Source organism: Mycolicibacterium elephantis DSM 44368 (assembly GCF_004014805.1).
Classification (GTDB): domain Bacteria; phylum Actinomycetota; class Actinomycetes; order Mycobacteriales; family Mycobacteriaceae; genus Mycobacterium; species Mycobacterium elephantis.
In genome coordinates this window covers 40,255-58,856 of sequence record NZ_ATDN01000021.1, presented here as the reverse complement: position 1 = coordinate 58,856, position 18,602 = coordinate 40,255, and the positions used below count along the sequence as shown (strand labels likewise).

Annotated in this window: 12 protein-coding genes; 7 read left to right on the top strand and 5 right to left on the bottom strand. The window is 62.5% G+C overall.

The annotated features are described in order from the left end of the window. Window positions 1-181: 181 nt before the first annotated feature. The gene (locus MELE44368_RS15590) at window positions 182-1,129 is read right to left on the bottom strand and encodes a class I SAM-dependent methyltransferase (RefSeq protein WP_128109312.1); all 948 of its coding nucleotides are present in this window, start codon (window positions 1,127-1,129) and stop codon (window positions 182-184) included. Window positions 1,130-1,270: 141 nt separating this feature from the next. Next, window positions 1,271-2,257 carry a Gfo/Idh/MocA family protein gene (locus MELE44368_RS15585; protein WP_064929738.1) on the bottom strand — a complete coding sequence of 329 codons (987 nt, stop codon included), beginning with the start codon at window positions 2,255-2,257 and terminating at the stop codon, window positions 1,271-1,273. A gap of 241 nt (window positions 2,258-2,498) precedes the next feature. Between MELE44368_RS15585 and MELE44368_RS15580 the strand changes: the two genes are divergently transcribed. Beyond that, window positions 2,499-3,722 carry a glycosyltransferase family 4 protein gene (locus MELE44368_RS15580; protein ID WP_128109311.1) on the top strand — a complete coding sequence of 408 codons (1,224 nt, stop codon included), beginning with the start codon at window positions 2,499-2,501 and terminating at the stop codon, window positions 3,720-3,722. Window positions 3,723-3,881: 159 nt separating this feature from the next. After that, the gene (locus tag MELE44368_RS15575; RefSeq protein ID WP_128109310.1) at window positions 3,882-5,531 is read left to right on the top strand and encodes a GMC oxidoreductase; all 1,650 of its coding nucleotides are present in this window, start codon (window positions 3,882-3,884) and stop codon (window positions 5,529-5,531) included. Window positions 5,532-5,551: 20 nt separating this feature from the next. Here MELE44368_RS15575 and MELE44368_RS15570 read toward each other — a convergent pair whose 3' ends face one another. The 3 genes from MELE44368_RS15570 to MELE44368_RS15560 all read right to left on the bottom strand — a co-directional run bounded on the left by MELE44368_RS15570 (window position 5,552) and on the right by MELE44368_RS15560 (window position 8,752). Continuing rightward, window positions 5,552-6,544, bottom strand: a complete 993-nt coding sequence (locus tag MELE44368_RS15570) for a Gfo/Idh/MocA family protein (RefSeq protein ID WP_128109309.1) — start codon at window positions 6,542-6,544, stop codon at window positions 5,552-5,554. A gap of 36 nt (window positions 6,545-6,580) precedes the next feature. Then, the gene (locus MELE44368_RS15565; protein WP_064929734.1) at window positions 6,581-7,393 is read right to left on the bottom strand and encodes a TylF/MycF/NovP-related O-methyltransferase; all 813 of its coding nucleotides are present in this window, start codon (window positions 7,391-7,393) and stop codon (window positions 6,581-6,583) included. A gap of 90 nt (window positions 7,394-7,483) precedes the next feature. Further along, entirely contained in the window at window positions 7,484-8,752 is a 1,269-nt protein-coding gene (locus MELE44368_RS15560; RefSeq protein ID WP_064929695.1) for a glycosyltransferase, read from the bottom strand. A gap of 294 nt (window positions 8,753-9,046) precedes the next feature. Here MELE44368_RS15560 and MELE44368_RS15555 point away from each other — a divergent pair, with 294 nt between their 5' ends. The 5 genes from MELE44368_RS15555 to MELE44368_RS15535 all read left to right on the top strand — a co-directional run bounded on the left by MELE44368_RS15555 (window position 9,047) and on the right by MELE44368_RS15535 (window position 18,552). Then, entirely contained in the window at window positions 9,047-10,360 is a 1,314-nt protein-coding gene (locus tag MELE44368_RS15555) for a condensation domain-containing protein (protein WP_064929693.1), read from the top strand. A 458-nt stretch (window positions 10,361-10,818) separates the two neighbouring features. Next, on the top strand, window positions 10,819-11,250 hold the full coding sequence (locus MELE44368_RS15550; protein WP_064929691.1) for an MmpS family transport accessory protein: 432 nt from the start codon (window positions 10,819-10,821) through the stop codon (window positions 11,248-11,250). Beyond that, entirely contained in the window at window positions 11,247-14,186 is a 2,940-nt protein-coding gene (locus MELE44368_RS15545; RefSeq protein ID WP_128109308.1) for an MMPL/RND family transporter, read from the top strand. Before MELE44368_RS15550 ends, MELE44368_RS15545 begins: the two co-directional genes overlap by 4 nt. A gap of 33 nt (window positions 14,187-14,219) precedes the next feature. Further along, on the top strand, window positions 14,220-17,123 hold the full coding sequence (locus MELE44368_RS15540) for an MMPL/RND family transporter (protein WP_064929687.1): 2,904 nt from the start codon (window positions 14,220-14,222) through the stop codon (window positions 17,121-17,123). A 166-nt stretch (window positions 17,124-17,289) separates the two neighbouring features. Continuing rightward, window positions 17,290-18,552, top strand: a complete 1,263-nt coding sequence (locus MELE44368_RS15535; RefSeq protein ID WP_128109307.1) for a hypothetical protein — start codon at window positions 17,290-17,292, stop codon at window positions 18,550-18,552. The last annotated feature ends 50 nt before the right edge of the window (window positions 18,553-18,602 follow it).

The following is an 18,602-nucleotide window of genomic DNA, read 5'->3' as shown; positions in this document are numbered from 1 at the left end:
TATCTTCTATGTCACGCCGCGCCAGGCGGCAAAGCTAGTCCCCTTGTCGTTGAGTAGTTCGCAGGTGACCCATAGGTGGTACGCAGGGTACCAACCAACCACGGGCACAGGGTCTACTCCTCAAGAAGCAATCGCGCACCGCACCGATGCGATACCAGAAACCCCGCCGGACACGACCAAACTAACCCGTCTTGATCCCAATGAAGGTCCCTCGAAGATTCGCCTGATAGGAACCCCCAACCAAAGACTCCGCGATGCTTGGCTCCAAGCTGTCATACTGTTCCATCACAAGATCGAACCCAACATCGCGGATCGTCTGAAGCAGGTACTCGCGTTGAACCCAAAAGGATCGATAATTGTCCCAGGAGGACCACTTTCGGGTTTCCCGATCGCGCAATGACGGAAGCCACCAAGATCCGCTTTTATCGCTGGCGAACTCGGGAAACCATCTCCCAGGGAGCCCCTCGTTTTCACTCACCGGGGACAGCCACAAGTTTCTGGGCAGCGAAAGATAGAAGCTTTCAGGTTTGGGCTTGCGCCGCAACCTGTCCCATGCCCATCGCAACCCCGGCAGCGCGAATCGCGCGACGACTGGGACTCGGAATTTCAAATCGGCGAGTTTCCGGTAGATGGGTCCGTGGCTCGTATCAATATCTGAAAAATGTGTCTGCAGAATGAGAAGTTTGTTCGTCGCAGCTGACAGTGTTTCGAGGAATTCCTTGGGGCGATCAAGGTGATAAAGCAGCCCGCAGCAGAACACAGCGTCAAATTCTCCATATTGGGCGATGTTGAAAGCGTTATCCTGGACGAACTCCAGATTCGGCAGATCAACTTTCGATTTGACGTAATTGCATGCGGCTATGTTCAGCTCACGCACGTCAATGCCAAGGACTTGGAATCCCATGCGCGCGAACTCGACTGCGTATCCACCTTCCAAACAGCCCACATCGGCCAGGCGGACCTGACTCTTGTCCCCGGGGAACACCGTTTCCAGGAGTCCACGCGCCGATATGAACCACGGATTCTCCGCGATGGAACGCGCCGACTCAGGTTTCGTGAAAGTGCCGTCGTCGAGACGAATGTTGTGTGATGTGAATTCCAACTCATCTTTGTGTACCCCCACTACCATCCCAGGCTCCGATCCTTCATATCTACGCCCCTGCCAGGTGAGATCGCGGAGAGCGTACCGGATGGCCTGGGTCGTCGAGTCCGTTTACCGTCGTTGCCGTGGGTCACAACGACCTGTGGATGGGCCCCAGTCAATCCGCGCTCAGCTCGGCTTGCGAATCGGAAGCCCCGCGGCGAGGTAGATCGAATCGATGACCGACATGTTTTCGACCGCGTCCTCGGGCGTGGTCGACACCGGCTCTCCCCGCAAGATCGCCGCGGCGAATGCATCGAGCTGATAGGCATAGGTGGCCCGTCGCGGGAAGCGCTCCACCCGGCTGCGGCCATCAGCTCGTACCCAGAACCGATGAAAAAGGTGGGGCAGCACCGGGTTCAGCACTCGCAGCTCGCCACGATCACCGACCACGTTGACGCTTATCTTCAACAGATTGGACGACCACATCGAACAGCGAAGCCGACCGATGTGGCCCTCGGGGAACCGCAACTGGGCCGTCATCGCCCGGTCCACCAAACGGTCGCGCAATTTCGCTTGCGCCGAAATAACTTCGGGCGTCGAACCGCCGAACGTCCGCAACATGTGTACGGCGTAACATCCGGCATCCATCGTCGCGCCGCCGGCGAGTGCGTAGTCGTAGCGGATGTTGGAGAATCTCGGCAGCGGAAAGCAGAAAGCGACATCGACCCGTTGTAGGGTACCGAGCTCACCCGACGCGATGATCTCCTCGGCACGTAACGCAAACGGGTGATAGCGGTAGTGGAACGCTTCCATCACCACCTGGCCCGACTCAGCAGCCAACTGCGCGATCTCGCGAGCCTCGGCGGCATTGGCGGTGAACGGCTTCTCACACAACACGTGCTTGCCGGCCTCGAGTGCGGCTCGAGTCCATCTGCCATGCAAGCTATTCGGCAACGGGTTGTACACCGCATCCACATCCGGGTCAGCGATCAGAGCCTCATAGCTGTCGTGCACCCGACCGATGGCGTGTCTGGCCGCAAAAGCTTCAGCACGCGCGACGTTGCGCGCAGCGACTGCCGCCACCACGACCTCGTTGTTGTCCTTCGCCGGGCCGATCAACGCCGCCGGCGTGATTCGAGCGGCCCCCAAGACACCGATCCGCACGCGACTCACCACTAGCCGACGAATCCGTTCGTTGCGTCCGGCGGTACCGCGAGCCCGGCCGGCGTCTGCGGCCGGCCGCCGTCGCACACGGTCCGAAGCCGATATCGCACAGGTGCTCCTTGCCTAGCCGACCGACCGTACGCACTCGCAGTCCGCCGCAGGCCGGTGGCCATGATGAGGGTACGCCAACCGAGCATTGCACAGCACCATTGCGGATCAAGGTGTGCGGGTTGAGCATAAACTGTGGCCCGTGTTCGCCGTTGGGTCATTGGGCCGGATGAAAACCCGACGGCGCGTGCACACGAATTCACCCCCTGACGGTCCAACCCGCCCATGCGTTGTGGTGGTCTCAAATGTCAGCCGCTTCGGCGGTGGCGGCGTGATTGATTTTCATGACGCGCTATTGGCGGTGCGCAACAAGCGGCCGGATGTCGGTCTCGTCGCGATCGTCCCGCAAAAGGGCGACGTCGCACAGCGCTGTGCCGACGACGGTATCCGAACCAAGATCGCCTGGACACCGTGGTGGGCTTTTGGCAGATGGAGCCGTTCCCCACACGTCGACCCTCACGCGCTCATCGGTTGGCTGCCCTACACCGCTTTGCTTCTCCCGGGCATTGTGCAAGCACTGGTGTTCTTCCTACGTGAACGCCCAACAATGGTTCTCACCAACACCATGACCATTCCATCGCATGCCATCGCCGCCAAAATCCTCGGTATTCCCCACCACTGGATGGTTCGCGAGTTCGGTCGAGGTGACCACCGGCTCTGGTTCCTGTTCGGGTACCGCAGATCCGTCCGCTTGATCGGCCGGTTGTCGAAGTCGGTGATCTGCAATTCCCACGCCGTCGAGCAGGCGATGCTCGCGCTGGATCCCACGTTGAAAACACACGTCGTTTACCCCGCGGTCGACACCGAACTGGGCACGCCGCCTGAAAGGCAACCCGGCGAACGCATGCGCACCATCCTTGTCGGCTATTACTCCGCCGCAAAGGGACAGCGCCTGGCCATCGAGGCCATAGCGATCGCCCGCAGAGCCGGCGTCGACATCGAGTTGACGCTGGTCGGCGCCGGACGACGCGAGCCGTTTCACAGCCTCGCCCAGCGTATGGAGGTGGACGACTTGGTGACGATCCACGGACCGACAGACAATGTCGGACGCTTCTGGGCCTCCGCCCACGTCGGCCTGATGTGTAGCCACAGCGAAGCGTTCGGCCGCGTCACCGTTGAGGCCATGAGAGCCGGACTGCCGGTATGCGGGACGAACTCAGGTGGCACCCCTGAGATAGTCGAACACGGCGCCGCCGGACTCCTCAGTCCGCCAGGTGACGCGACCGCGTTGGCAGCCAACCTGATGAGACTCGAAGCAGACGAAGATCTGCGCCGAGACCTGGCGAACGGGGCGCTGGAAACTTCGCAACGCTTTCAACGCGGCAATCACGACGACGGGCTGATCGCCATCCTCGACCTGTCATGACGCGGATCGCCCGTGCGGGCACCTCAGTCGCACGTCCGAAAGCCCGACCTTTTTGACGTTCACGTAAGCGTTTTGCCATGGGCGCTTCTCATCGTTGATACGATCCCGAATCGGCCCGGACCAGGCCAGTTTTGGTCCATCAGGTTGAGGAGCGCAATTGTGCCTGACGGCGACTTGACGGGGCGTGAGGCAGAGCGCGTCGAATGGGATGTCATCGTCGTCGGCGCCGGCATGGGCGGAGGAATGCTCGGCCATTGGCTGGCACAAGCCGGGCGGCGGGTGCTCTTCGTCGAAAAAGGACGCTCCACCCTGCCAGGCACGCCGGGAACGATCCGCTCGACGATGCCCGAAATGGCCGAGCCACTGTCAGCCCGGTCGATGAAGACCTACTTCGACACGCTGGCGCGCGGCGGACGCAGCACGGACGAGATCACCGACATCACCGGCCGCTTCCCCAGACGGTTCGTGCCGTTCATCGGCAGCGGCACGGGCGGATCGTCGGCGCTCTACGGCATGGTGTGCGAACGGTTCTTCGCCGACGATTTCAGCCCGCGCCAACACTTCGCCAACCCGGGCGAATCGACCGTGCCCGAAGCCTGGCCGATCTCATACGAACAGCTGGCGCCCTGGTATTCGGAGGCCGAGAAGCTGCTCGGGGTGCGTGGTCAACGGGATCCGCTACGCCCCGAGGTGGCTGACGTCGACCTCCCCGCCGGACCCCCTTTTTCCGTGGACAACCAACCGCTGGTCAACTATCTGACCGGGCGCGGCCTGCACCCCTATCGCCTTCCGATGGCCTGTGATTACACCGACGATTGTCCGACGTGCCAGGCCTATCTGTGCCCCAAGGCATGCAAGAACGACGGCGCCCGAAGCGGTGTGTTGCCCGCCGTCGTCGAGTACGGCGCCGGCCTGCTCGACGAGTGCCGGGTCGTACGGCTCGAGGCGGACCGAACCCGAGTGCAACAGGTGATTTGTCAGCGCGGCTCCGACATGCTCGCGCTCAAGGCAAAGGTGGTGGTGCTGGCCGCGGGAGCGCTGGCTACCCCCATCCTGCTGCTCAATTCGCGCTCCGGGGATTGGCCGCGTGGGCTGGCCAACGGCTCGGACATGGTGGGCCGCAACCTGATGCGTCATCTGATGGACTGGATCGAGGTCTGGCCGCACCGCGGCAGCAAGATCACCGCCGAGAACAAGGAAATCGGGCTCAACGACTTCTATTTCATCGATGGCCAGAAGTACGGCACGGTGCAATCGGCCGGCTCGATGGCGTCGTTGGCGCCACTGGACATGATGATGAACCAACCCCGCTGGGCATCGAAGGCACTGCGCCTGGCGAACTCGGCCGTGCGGCCGGTCTACAACGTGCTCCTCAACGGCGGGCTGATACTCGTCGCGATGATGGAGGACCTGCCATATCTCGACAACCGTGTGCTGCCGAGCGATCAGCCCAGTTTCGACGGACGCCAACGTCTGCGCCTTCAGTACCGGTTCCACCCCAGCGAAATCGAACGCCGAAAGGTGTTTCTGCGTCAGATCAAAGAGGTGCTGCAGCCGTTCCGCACGCTCACTCTGCGCCACGGCGAGAACAACCAAACCCTGGGCCACGTCTGCGGCACGTGCCGGTTTGGAACCGATCCCACGACCAGCGTCCTGAACCCGCAGAACCGTGCCCATGAAGTCGACAACCTCTATGTGGCGGATGCGTCGTTCTTCCCGTCCAGCACGGGCCTCAACCCGAGCCTGACCGTCGCAGCCAATGCCTTACGCGTCGCAGACCACATCAACGGGCTGCATTTCGCTGCATAGCCGAACGCTGGATTCAGCGTCTAGACCGGCTGGCGAGGCGACAGGCCGGCAGCCCGATAGATGTCATCGATGACGGTCATGTTCTCGACCGCTTCTGCCGATGTCGTCTTGACCGGCTCGCCGCGCAGCACCGCCGCAGCGAACGCTTCCAGCTGGTAGTCGTAGGTCGTGCGGGCGCGAAAGAAGCGCTCCACACGGCTGCCGTCGGCAGATCGGACCGAGAACTGCTGAAAGGGAATCACCGGATGCAGTCGCAGTTCACCGCGGTCGCCCACCACCCTGGCGGTGACGTGTGGCAAATCGGCCGACCACAGCGAGCAGCGGAGCCGCCCGACATGACCGTCGGCGAACTGCAGCTCAGCCGTCATGGCGCGGTCTACCTGAGGACTTCGCAGTTTCGCTTGTGCGGAGACGACTTTCGGCGTGGAACCGCCGAACGTCCGGAGCATGTCGACCACGTAGCTGCCGAGGTCCATCAGCGCACCGCCGCCGAGGGTGTAGTTGTAGGCATTCGCCGAGAACTTCGGCAACCAGAAGCAGTCGGCCGCGTCGACCCGCTGCAGCGTGCCCAGCTCGCCCGACGCGATGATCTGCTCGACGCGTGCGGCGAACGGGTGGTAGCGGTAGTGGAATGCCTCCATCACGACGCGGTCCGACTTCGCCGCCAGCTCAGCGATCTCGCGGGCTTCCGCCGCGTTGGCGGTGAAAGGCTTTTCGCACAGCACGTGCTTACCGGCTTCAAGTGCGGCCCGAGTCCACTTGCCGTGTAAGGCATTCGGCAGCGGGTTGTACACCGCATCCACGTCTGGGTCGTCGATCAGCGCTTCGTAGCTTCCGTGGACCCGGGCGATGCCGTGTTTGGTGGCGAACTGCTGAGCACGTGCGACATCACGCGCTGCCGTCGCGACGACGGCGACCTCCGCATTCCGCTTCGCCGGCTTGATCAGTGCCGCAGGCGCAATGCGGGCTGCACCCAGAATGCCGATGCGGACCAGGTTGGCGCTGTCAGACATACACTCGATGCGATGGCGACATCCGCCGAACTGCAACTATTTTCGCCAAAACACGCCCGTTCCGTCGATGTCGATGATCTCCGCGGATATTCCGTGCTTCTCGCGGTAGTCGGTAACGGCTTTTTCGCAAGCCTTCACCGCCAGATAGTCATCGACGATGCAGAACCCCCCGGGCGACAGCCGCGGGTACAGCGCATCCAGGGCCTGGATCGTGGATTCATAGAGATCGCCATCGAGTCGCAACACCGCGATACGTTCGATCGGGGCGTCGTGCAAGGTGTCTCTGAACCACCCTGGGAGGAACCGAACTTGGTCGTCCAACAACCCGTAACGTTCGAAGTTGGCTCGGACGTCTGCTTCTGACACACCCAAGATGCCGGCCGCGAACTCTGCCCTGATCCCCTTGTCCGCCTTGTAGTTCTGGGTGTCGGAGCGCGGGACACCCTGAAAGGAATCGCACAACCACACGTTGCGGGTCGTGTCCCCATATGCCGCCAAGACCGCCCGCATCAGAATGCACGCACCGCCCCGCCACACTCCGGTTTCGACGAGATCGCCGGGCACGTCATCGGCGAGTACGGTCTCCACACATTCTTGCAAGCTGGTGAGCCTCTTCATGCCGATCATCGTCTCGGCCTCGGGCGGCCAGTCCAGCCCTGCATCGCGCACGTGTTGGCCCCGCACGCCGGCGCCTCTGAGCTTGGGGGCGACCGTATTGACCGCTTTGAGAAGCAGTCGGCGCCGCAACGGCCAATCCGACGGCATCCGCTCGTGCATCCCGAACCGGGTCAGGTTGCGCCGAAGCAGATCAAGGTACAAATAGCGCACGTCGTAGTCGGTAACGGTCAAGATGGCCCACTCTCGCACAGCGGCAATATCGGCGCTGAGTCTAGACTTACACTGTCGTCAATATTTGTAAATTTCGGGATCCGGCGCTACTCAGCCGACACGCTTGCGGCGCGCGTAACTCTCCATGAGGTCGGCAGCGGCGGCGACGCTGTCAGCGGGCTTGGTCATCCGGGTCGCGACCCGGCGGGCGCGGTCGACGTAGTCTGGGGCGAGGATGGTCCGCAGGTCGGCAACCAGCGTCTTCTCGGAAGCCGCAGAGAACCGCCGCGATGTGCCCACCTTCAAGCCCTTGACCGCGGCCCCCCAGATCAGCTGAACATCGGCCATCCAAAGCACCAGCGTGGGAACTCCAGCCCGCAGACCCGCCGCTGTGGTACCGGCGCCGCCGTGATGGACGACCGCACGGCAGGACGGAAAGACCGTCGCGTAATTGACCGCCCCCGCCACCTTGACGTGGTCGAACTGCGGAACGTTGCTCAAGTCGGTCCAACCGGCACACACCAGCGCCCGCTCGCCGACCTGCGCGCAGGCACCCGCAATCATGGCGACCATCTCGGCAGGCGACTCCACCGGAATGCTGCCGAACCCGAAGCAGATCGGTGGCGTCCCCGCATGAATCCAGGACATGACGTCCTCGTCCTCGTCCGTCGGCAACTCCAGCGTCAAGGTGCCGACGAAGGGTCGTTGACCATCCCATTTCGCCCATTCGGTCGCCAGCCCCGGAAAGAGCACCTCGTCATAGGCCTGGATCTCCAGCAGCCCACGTTCTGCGATCCGAGCCGGCACAGGACCCGTCGCGCGGACCAAGCCCAGTTCACGCCGCTGCGCAGCAACGACCTTTCGCACCCCACGCCAGATCAACCACTCGTACACCCGCATCGCGGCGCGGATCACCGGCGCAGGCAGATTCGGCACCAACCGGCCATTGACCCGCATCGGAAACCACAACACCGTGGCCAGCGCGATATCGCGAGATTCCGCGACATCGAAGGCGAGTTCTTCATAGCTGATCCCGGTAACCAGCAGATCGGCCCCATTCGCGAGCGAAACCAGGGTCTCGGTCATCTCCTTCCAGGCGCGAATGCCCGGCTCCCGCGATTCCCGCAGGTACCTCTGCACATCGCGGACCTTCCAGAAGTTGCGGAACAGGTAGCCCCAGAAGTCACGCGTGTCCTCCAGCCATGCCTTTGTCTCAGGTCCGTAAGGAGTCGCCGTGAGGCCGACCGACTCCGCCGAGTCCAACAGGTCAGGCGGAACGGCCATGCACACCTCGTGACCGCGGCGCGTCAACTCGCGGCCGAGCGCGATGCCGGGCTCGACATCCCCACGGGTTCCGTAGAAGGCCAGCACGAACTTCATCGGTCGCTTTCCACCCTCCTCCGCGTGCTGGCGCTATGCACGTCAAAGCGCCGGGCTCAAGGCCCAGGCTCAGTCGCCGGGCAGCGTTGTCCACCCCGGCGAACTACCCCGACCGAGACCCAATAGATCGCGAAAGCACCCCGGATATTCTGACGCTCGTGTCAAATATGTTCGACTCGTCGACGCCGACGACGTAGCGGAAGCACGCGCGACCATCGGAGGCCATCCGTGACCACTCAGGACCCTGTACGCGTATCCGGCCGTGATACGAAGCGGGACAATCGGCTCGCGTTGATGGACCAAGCGTTCTATGCAGGACATCGCGCGACCGGTCAGAAAGAAGTCATGCAGGTGGTGTGGCTCTACGACCGCGCCATCGATCTGGATGGGTTGGGCCGGTTTCACCAGAGCATGAGCCGCTCCCTGTGGGGCCGGCTGATCGAGCGTTCCCCGCTGCCGTTCGCTCGGTACCGATGGGTGGCGGACCAGCGGCCCGCACCCGTCGATATCGCCGACGCCACCCGCCCGCGGGCGGAACTCGGCGACTGGTTGGACGAGCGCGCGCAGGTTCCGGTCGATCCGGAGCAGGGGCCGGCCTGGCACATCGGCGTCCTTCCACTGACGGACGGTTCGACCGCGATCACCATGGTGATCTCGCACTATGTGCTCGATGGCCTCGGCAGCGTCGTCGAAGTGGCCAAGGCGGTGATGGGCTTGTCCCGGGATTACGACTATCCGCCGCCCCGCTCGCGCGGCCGCCTGCGTGCGTTGGTCGAGGATGCCGGTCAAACGGCGCGCGACTTGCCTGAGGTCGCCCGGGCGCTGGTCGCCGCCGCCAAGGAAGCGCGTCGGCGCCAGAACGACGACGCCCGACGCACACCGAGGACAACGGCCGTCCGAGAAGGCGGAGATCGCCACGTCGTCGTCCCCGGGGTCTGGATCCTGATCGACGCAGAGGAGTGGGATGCCCGCGCGAAAGCTCTTGGCGGTGCGAGCAACACACTGGCCACCGGGCTGGCCGCCAGGCTCGGGGAACGGTTGGGGCGCCGACATCGCGATGGCACCGTCAAGATGCAGGTCATTGTCAGCGACCGCACCGAGGACGACACGCGCGCGGTCGCGGTGTCGTTTGCCCGGGTGAGCATCGACCCGACACAGGTGAGGAAGGACCTGAGCGCTGCCCGCGGAGCGATCAAAGAGGCGCTGAAGACGCTGCGCGATACGCCAGACGAAGCTTCACCGCTACTTCCACTGACGCCGTTCACCCCGAGGCGGACGTGGAAACAGCTGATGGACTGGGCGATGGACGACCCTGATCAACCGACGGTCATTTCGAATTTCGGTGACGTCGGCTCAGCGGTGACCTGCCCGGACGGCACCCAATGCCAGAGCGCGTGGGCACGAGGAACGAATCAGCACATCAGCGAAGAGCGGCTCGAGCGAACCGGTGGACTATTGCAGGTGCTGTTCGGCCGGCTGCCCTCGGTGGGCCAGATCTCGATGAGCATCCAGGGCTACCAGCCCGGGGTGGTCACCACGAAGTCGGCTTTGCGGGAGCTGGTCGCGGACACGCTGGCCGAATTCGAGCTGTCAGCCCAGATCGACTGACACCGACGAAACGCAACGACGTCTACAGATCAGCGGATTTGCTGGTTGCGACGACGCAAGTCGAGAACGGATCCCAGGGCGGTGCCAGATCCCCCGATACGTCACAGGCTGATGCTTTACGATCCGTTACGGAAACGTCAATATGTGGTCACCTGCATGGTTGGGTGTCCTCAAGATCGGTCGCGGTCTTCAAGACGGTGGGCGTGACGAAAAGCCGCTGTTCGGCTGGCATGGCCCGTTGGTAAAACCGTCGGAAGGGGAAAGGAATGGGTGCGGTGGTCGACGGCAGCACGCACGACGTTGGGCCGGCCCGATCCGACGTCGCCGTCGAAGACGCCCCCGAAACCCCCCAGCGCCCCGCGCGCCGGCGTTTCTATCACCGACGAGAACGTCGACCTTCGCCGGATCCCCGCGTCAACGGTGGGGTTCGGAGACGTCGCCGAACCCCGGCATCGGCGATGTTCCGGCTCCTCAGGCGCGTGTGGCTGCCGCTCGTCATCGTGGCGGTCGTCGTCGCCGGCGGGTTCACGGTTTCGCGCCTGCACAACATCTTCGGCACGGTGAACTCTTTGTCCTACGGCGACACCAAGGCGGACGAGACTCCCATCAATCCCAAGTACTTGCGGTACGAGATATTCGGGCCGCCGGGAACGGTGGCTCAAATCAGCTATTTCGACGAGAACGGCAACCCCAAGTTCCTCACCGATGTACCCCTGCCGTGGTCGCTCGAGTTCCCCATCACCACCGCCGCGGGTGTCGGCAGCATCGCTGCGAACGGGGACAGCGAAAGGCTCGGCTGCCGCATCTTGGTCGACAACGTCGTGAAATCAGAGAACATCAAACACCACGCGGTCAGTACCTTCACCAGCTGCATGTTGAAGGCCGCATGAGCAACCACCAGCTGTACGACACTCAGCCTTTGGCGGCGCGAGCCATTCGCCGGTTCTCGCTGCCGATCATCTTGGCGTGGTTGGTGGTCATTGGTGTCTTGACCGTCGCCGTGCCGACTCTCGAGGAAGTCGAACAGCGACAAGCACTTTCACTCAACCCAACAGAGGCGCCGTCGTTTCAAGCCGCGGAACGGATGAGCGAGGCTTTCAACTCACCCGACTCCGGTGGCGCCGTAATCATTGTTCTGGAAGGCGATAAACCGCTAGGCCAGGACGCTCACGACTACTACGACCAATTGGTCGGTGAGCTTCGAGGCGATCAGAAACATGTGCAGAGCGTTCAGGACTTCTGGGGTGACGAACTCACCAGGGGGGCTGCGCAAAGCAGTGATGGCAAGGCTGCCTATGTCCAGATAAGCCTCGTCGGCACCCAGAACCAGGCCACGATCCTTGAATCGGTTGCCGCCGTTCGAGACATCGTCGACCGTTCACAACCGCCGCCGGGCGTCACTGCGTATGTCACCGGCCCTGCGGCGGTCGCCGCGGATATCAGCGTCAGCGGTAACAGGACAGTCATCCTGATCACGGTGGTGAGCATCGGCGTCATCTTTGTGATGCTGCTGTTCGTATACCGTTCGATCGCAACCGTTCTGCTCTTGCTGCTGGTGGTCGGTATCCAATTGCAGGCCGCCCGTGGAATTGTCGCGTTGCTTGGCCTACACGAGGTCATCGGCCTGACGACTTTCGGCGTGAACCTGCTGGTCGCTCTCTGCATCGCCGCCGGAACCGACTACGGAATCTTCTTCTTCGGGCGCTATCAGGAAGCACGCCAGGCCGGCCAGGACAAAGCGACCGCCTACTACACCACTTACCGCGGGGTCGCCAAAGTTGTGCTGGCCTCCGGGTTGACGATCGCCGGGGCCCTCTACTGTCTGAGCTTCACCCGGTTGCGCTTCTTCAGCCTTCTGGCGCTCCCGTGCGCCGTGGGCGTTCTGGTCGCGATCGCGGTCGCTCTCACGCTCTTCCCCGCGGTCATCGCTGTGGGAAGCCGGTTCGGGCTGCTTGACCCGAAGCGGAATCTCCACGCGCACGGGTGGCGGCGGATCGGAACGGCAATCGTGCGATGGCCCGCGCCCATCCTTACGGCCACCATGGCGATCACGCTGGTCGGACTGCTGGCCCTGCCCGGATTCAAACCGAGCTACAACGATCAGAAGTATCTACCGAAAGACATTCCGGCCAATCAAGGCATGGCGGCCGCAGCCCGGCACTTTCCCGAGTCGGTGATGATGGCGCCGGAAATGTTGATGGTCGAAACCGATCGCGATCTACGCAATCCGACCGATTTCTTGGTCCTCAACAAGCTCGCCAAAGCCGTCCTCGCCGTTCCGGGCGTTTCGAAGGTGCAGGCGGTGACTCGACCCGAGGGCACCCCGATCCCGCACACCACGATCCCGTACATGCTCAGCATGCAGCAGGCGGGCCAGCAGCAGTACATGGCCTTCCAGAAAGCGCAGATGGAGCAGATCCTCGAGCAGGCTGAAATGCTCGAGCAAGCGGTCGGAATCATGCGACATATGTACGGATTGATGGAACAGATGGTCGCCACGATGCATGACATGACCGCCAACACTCATGAAGTGCAGGAAATCACCGAACAACTACGGGACAGCATCGCGAATTTCGACGACTTCATCCGGCCGATTCGCAACTATCTGTATTGGGAGCCGCACTGCTACAACATTCCTCTCTGCTGGTCGATCAGGGGAATATTCGACACGATTGACGGCGTCGATGTGCTCACCGAAAAGCTCGACGCGCTGGTGGTGAACCTCGACAAGATCGACGTTCTCATGCCCCAGATGCTCGTCCAATTCCCCCAGATGATCGCGATCATGGAGAGCATGCGGTCGATGATGCTGAGCATGCACGCCACGATGTCCGGCGTCTTCGGTCAAATGGACGAAGCCAACGTCGATCCGACCGCCATGGGCAAGTCGTTCGATGCCGCACAGAACGACGATTCCTTCTATATACCGGCGGACATCTTCAAGAACGAAGACTTCAAACGCGTGATGGATATCTTCATCTCACCGGACGGAAAGTCGGTTCGGATGTTCATCACGCAAAAGGACGATCCGGCTTCCCCAGAGGGTATCGCGCGGGTAGATGCGATCCACAATGCCGCCGAGGAGGCACTCAAAGGAACGCCCCTGGAGGGCTCTCCGATCTATCTCAGCGGGACCGCCGCCATGACGAAAGACATTGTCGTCGGGTCGCAATTCGACCTGATGATCGCGGTCGTGTCGGCGATCTGCCTGATTTTCATCGTCATGCTGATCATGACGAGAAGCGTCGTGGCCGCTCTCGTCATCGTGGGCACGGTTCTTGTTTCCCTGGGTGCGGCCTTCGGGGTATCCGTCTTCGTTTGGCAGTATCTGCTTGGCATACAGATTCACTGGGCAGTGCTCGTGATGGCGGTGATCGTCCTTCTGGCAGTGGGCTCCGATTACAACCTGTTGCTTGTCGCACGGATAAAGGACGAACTGGGCGCCGGAATCAACACCGCGATCATCCGTGCGATGGGCGGCACCGGCAAGGTCGTCACCACTGCGGGGTTGGTCTTCGCCGCCACGATGGCCTCGATGGCGATCAGCGACTTGCTCAGCATCGGGCAGATCGGCACGACGATCGGACTGGGCCTGATGTTCGACACGTTGATCGTGCGCGCGTTCATGACGCCGTCGATCGCGGCCTTGTTGGGACGGTGGTTCTGGTGGCCGCAGCGAGTCCGGCAGCGGCCCGCGAGTTCGTTGCTGAGGGCCACCGGCCCCCGTCCCCTGGTGCGCGCTCTGTTGGAAAGCCCGCCGCCCGAAGGGGTCGACTTCACTGCGGGTGCCGGCAACGGCGGAGCGCATCGTGGTACAAGGCGGTAACAACCTCGGGCGCCGCTGCCTGCTGGCGGCCCCATGAGCCCCGAGAACCGTCGAATCCCCTTGATGGCACGGACGATTCGCAAGTTCGCGCCGCTCATCATCCTGGCCTGGGTGGCGCTGACCCTGCTCGTCACCTTTGCAGTCCCGTCCCTCGAGCAGGTCGGCCGCGAGCAGGCCGTGCCGATGAGCCCAAGGGATGCACCGGCGGTTCAGGCGATGGCGCGGATGGGGCAGGTATTCGAAGAATCTGATTCCGACAGCACGGCGATGATCGTGCTGGAGGGTCAGCAACCTCTCGGCGATGAGGCGCGCACATATTACGACGGGTTGGTCCGCGCGCTGAAAAACGACCCGCATGTCGAGCACGTCCAGGACTTGTGGGGCGATCGCCTGACGGCGGGAGGGGCCCAAAGCCCCGACGGCAAGGCCGTTTACGTGCAGTTGAATTTGGCCGGCGATCAAGGCACGCCCAAATCGCAGGAATCCGTCGAAGCTGTCCGCGACATCGTCGACCGGACTCCGCCGCCGGCCGGCGTCGAGGTCCATGTCACCGGGTCGGCAGCGCTTGTCGGCGATATGACGCACAGCGGTGAACGATCCATTCTGAAGTTGACCTTCGTCGGCGCCCTGATCATCTTCGTGGTGCTGCTCATCGTCTACCGTTCGTTCGCCACCGTGATACTGCTGTTGGTCACGGTCGGCGTGGAAGTGTTCGCGGCACGCGGAATCGTTGCCTTCATCGGCCATCACGACTTGGTTCTGCTCTCGACCTTCTCCGTCAACTTGTTGGTGGCGCTCGCGATGGCGGCCGGAACCGACTACGGGATCTTCTTTTTCGGCCGGTACCAAGAGGCGCGTCAGGCCGGCGAAGACAGGGAAACGGCTTTCTACACCACCTACCGCAGCGTGGCCCGCGTGGTCCTGGGTTCCGGCTTGACGATCGCCGGCGCACTGTTGTGCCTGAGCTTTACCCGGATGTCGATCTTTCAGACCGTTGGCGTGCCATGCGCGGTGGGCATGGTTGTCGCGGTCGTCGTCGCGCTCACGCTTGTCCCATCGGTTCTGACCATCGGAAGCAGGGTCGGGCTGTTCGACCCCCGGCGGTGGATCGGCACCCGTCGATGGCGCCGGCTCGGCACGGCGATTGTCCGCTGGCCCGGCCCCATACTCGTTGCGACGTTGGCGGTTACGTTGGTCGGTCTGATCGCACTGCCGGGTTACCGAACAAGCTATGACGACCGCCAGTACCTACCTGAAGACGTTCCGGCCAATCTCGGGTATGCCGCGGCTGATCGGCACTTCTCTCAAGCGCGAATGATGCCCGACATCCTGATGATCGAAACCGATCACGACATGCGTAACCCCGACGATTTTCTTGTGCTGCACAAGTTGGCCAAAGCAATTTTTCAAGTTCCAGGGGTCTCGCGGGTGCAGGGCATAACCCGTCCCGAAGGAACACCGATCGAACGAACGTCGATTCCGTTTCTCATCAGCCTGCAGAACGCCGGCCAGGTGCAAATGATGAAGCACATGAGGGCCCGCGTCGACGACATGCTCACGCAGGCCGATCTGATGGACAAGCAGATCGCCATAGCCCAAGTCATGTACGACATACAACGGCAGATGACCGACATCACCCATGACACGGTCAACATCACGAGAGACATGTCGGCAGCGGTGGCCGATCTCAGAGATCACCTCGCGAATTTCGACGATTTCTTCAGGCCGATCCGCAACTACTTCTACTGGGAGCCACACTGCTTCAACATCCCAGTCTGCTGGGCACTTCGAAGTGTCTTCGATGCACTCGACAACGTCGACATCCTCACGGGCAAGATGGACGAACTCGTAGCGGATCTGGAAAAGGTCGACGCCCTGCTGCCGCAGTTACTTGAATCATTGCCGCAAATGATCGACATCATGAAAACCATGCGGAACATGCTGCTGACCATGCACAGCACCATGTCCGGGCTTTTCGACGTGCTGAACGAATCCAACGAAGACGCGACGGCCATGGGTCAGGCATTCGACGCGGCCAACAACGACGACTCTTTCTATCTGCCTCCGGAGGTTTTCCAGAACCCCGATTTCCGCCGCGCGATGGATTCCTTCTTGTCCCCGGACGGAAGAGCGGCCCGATTCATCATCTCCCACAAGGGAGACCCGGGATCACCCGAGAGCATCGCGAACATCGATCAGATGAGAATGGCGGCCGAGGAGGCGCTGAAGACAACCCCGTTGCAGGGCGCCAGCATTCATATCGCCGGCGCCGCATCGACATTCCAGGACCTTCGCGACGGCTCGAAATACGATCTGTGGATCGCGGCGGTCAGCGCGCTCTGCCTGATTTTCATCATCATGCTCGTCATCACTCGCAGCATCATCGCCGCGCTGGTCATCGTCGGCACAGTCGCGCTCTCGCTGGGCGCATCCTTCGGGATGGCCGTTCTGATCTGGCAGTACATTCTGGGCATCAACTTGCATTGGATGGTGCTTCCGATGGCCGTGATCATCCTCCTCGGCGTCGGGTCCGACTACAACCTGCTGCTGGTATCCCGGATCAAAGAGGAGATTTCGGCCGGCATAAACACCGGGATCATCCGTGCCATGGGCGGCACGGGCAAAGTCGTGACGAACGCCGGGCTCGTGTTCGCGTTCACCATGGCCGCGATGGTGGTCAGCGACTTGAGGATCATCGGTCAGGTCGGCACCACCATCGCGCTGGGCCTGATGTTCGACACATTGGTCGTGCGGGCGTTCTTGACACCGTCGATCGCCGCGCTGCTCGGTCGGTGGTTCTGGTGGCCGCAAATAGTGCGCCCGCGCCCGGCCAGCCTCATGCTTCGATCCGAAGGACCTCGGCCGGTGGTGCGCGCGTTGCTGCTGCCGAAGGACGAAGACGACGCAGTTACAGACCAGCTCGAGGTTGTCAAGTAAGGATTGTCGACCCGACAACGGACTTTTCGGAGCAAGAGCTAGCTATCGTGGGTGTGTTTGGGTTATTGTCCGCAAAGTAAATTATCTGCAGAAACGAGGGCCAGACCAGTGTGTCGCGACGTGAGCGTCCCGAACTGGCAATGCCCTACGAGCACCTAGGGTTTCGATGGCAAAGCACCGAGCGAAGAGGGGCGGCGCGTTTGTCGGCGCGATGGCCGTCTCCACCGCGCTTGCGACCGGCACCTTCAGCGGAGTTCCGGCCGCCAACGCGACTTGCTTCTCGGCCTTCGGGCTGAACAACGGCAACGGTTGCACAAGCAACATCACATCGATCGCGATCGCGATCGGCCCCGGTGCCACCGCGAATGCCTCGATGGGATTCTTCAGCAGCGCCGTGGCGATCGGCGCCGGTGCCAACGCCACGGCTGCCCTGAGCGCCTTCACCGCCGTCACCGCGTTCGGCGACCACGCGACAGCAGGGGCGATCTTCTCCTTCTTCAGCATGGCGACCCAGATCGGGCCGGGAACAGCCGCGGCAGTCGGCGGACCCAATCTCGTCATCAGCGCCTCGCCCCTCGGCAACGCGGCCGCAAATGCCGGCGCCTCCGGCGGGGCCAACATCGTTTTGCAACTAGGGCCGGGCAGTGCCTCGGCGATCGGCATCGGCAACGCCGCACTCGGTATCTCGCCTTGGGGCGACGGGTCACAGAACACTGTTGCCGGTTTCATCGGCACAGCCGCTCTCAACCTTTACAGCAACAGCTACGCCGCAGCACAGGGTTTCCTCGCCCTCGCCGTGAACGTCCTGGATTACACGCTGTGGCCGTTCCAACCGCTGGTCGATGTGCTTCAGTGGATTGCCAACGGGCTCAGGGACATCCTGCAGGCCATCGGAGTGATCCCGGCGCCCCCGCCACCCGAGCCCGAACCCGAACCCGAACCCGAGGCGTCGGCTCTGGCGGCCGGGGATGACGACCTTGCGCAGCAGTCGGTTTCCCTCGCCGCGCGGCAGATGGCGGCGGCTGCTCTCGACGTCGACGGACCGGGTGGCACAGACGAGCAGGAAGCCGAACAGGCGCCGGCCGCGGACGCCGTGACAGAAGAGAATGCGGCTGACGAAACGACGGTCGAGGAGACGGACGTCGAGACTGACGTTGACACCGAAGTGGACGCCGCGATCGACGAGACCGACATCGAGGTGGACGTCGACACCGACACCGACACGGACATCGACATCGACATCGACACCGACGTGGATCCCGACACGGAAACCGACACCGTGGAGGCAACCAAAGAGGATGACGGCGCAGCCGAGAGTGTCGCTCCCGCATCGACAGGTCCGTCGGGGACCGTTTCCAAGCAAACATCGGGCGGCGACGCCAACACCGGCGACAGCGATCCGAGCGATACCCGCAAGGCAGCCGCATAGTCGGCAACGTCGATACCGGGTGGCTGCGCATTAAAGGGGCTGGCGGAGAA

Bases quoted from the DNA above. Each gene is read 5' to 3' on its own strand.
- MELE44368_RS15550 (WP_064929691.1), top strand. From the start codon at position 10,819: ATGTTCCGGCTCCTCAGGCGCGTGTGGCTGCCGCTCGTCATCGTGGCG.
- MELE44368_RS15535 (WP_128109307.1), top strand. From the start codon at position 17,290: ATGGCAAAGCACCGAGCGAAGAGGGGCGGCGCGTTTGTCGGCGCGATG.
- MELE44368_RS15590 (WP_128109312.1), bottom strand. From the start codon at position 1,129: ATGGTAGTGGGGGTACACAAAGATGAGTTGGAATTCACATCACACAAC.
- MELE44368_RS15540 (WP_064929687.1), top strand. From the start codon at position 14,220: ATGAGCCCCGAGAACCGTCGAATCCCCTTGATGGCACGGACGATTCGC.
- MELE44368_RS15560 (WP_064929695.1), bottom strand. From the start codon at position 8,752: ATGAAGTTCGTGCTGGCCTTCTACGGAACCCGTGGGGATGTCGAGCCC.
- MELE44368_RS15545 (WP_128109308.1), top strand. From the start codon at position 11,247: ATGAGCAACCACCAGCTGTACGACACTCAGCCTTTGGCGGCGCGAGCC.
- MELE44368_RS15555 (WP_064929693.1), top strand. From the start codon at position 9,047: ATGGACCAAGCGTTCTATGCAGGACATCGCGCGACCGGTCAGAAAGAA.
- MELE44368_RS15570 (WP_128109309.1), bottom strand. From the start codon at position 6,544: ATGTCTGACAGCGCCAACCTGGTCCGCATCGGCATTCTGGGTGCAGCC.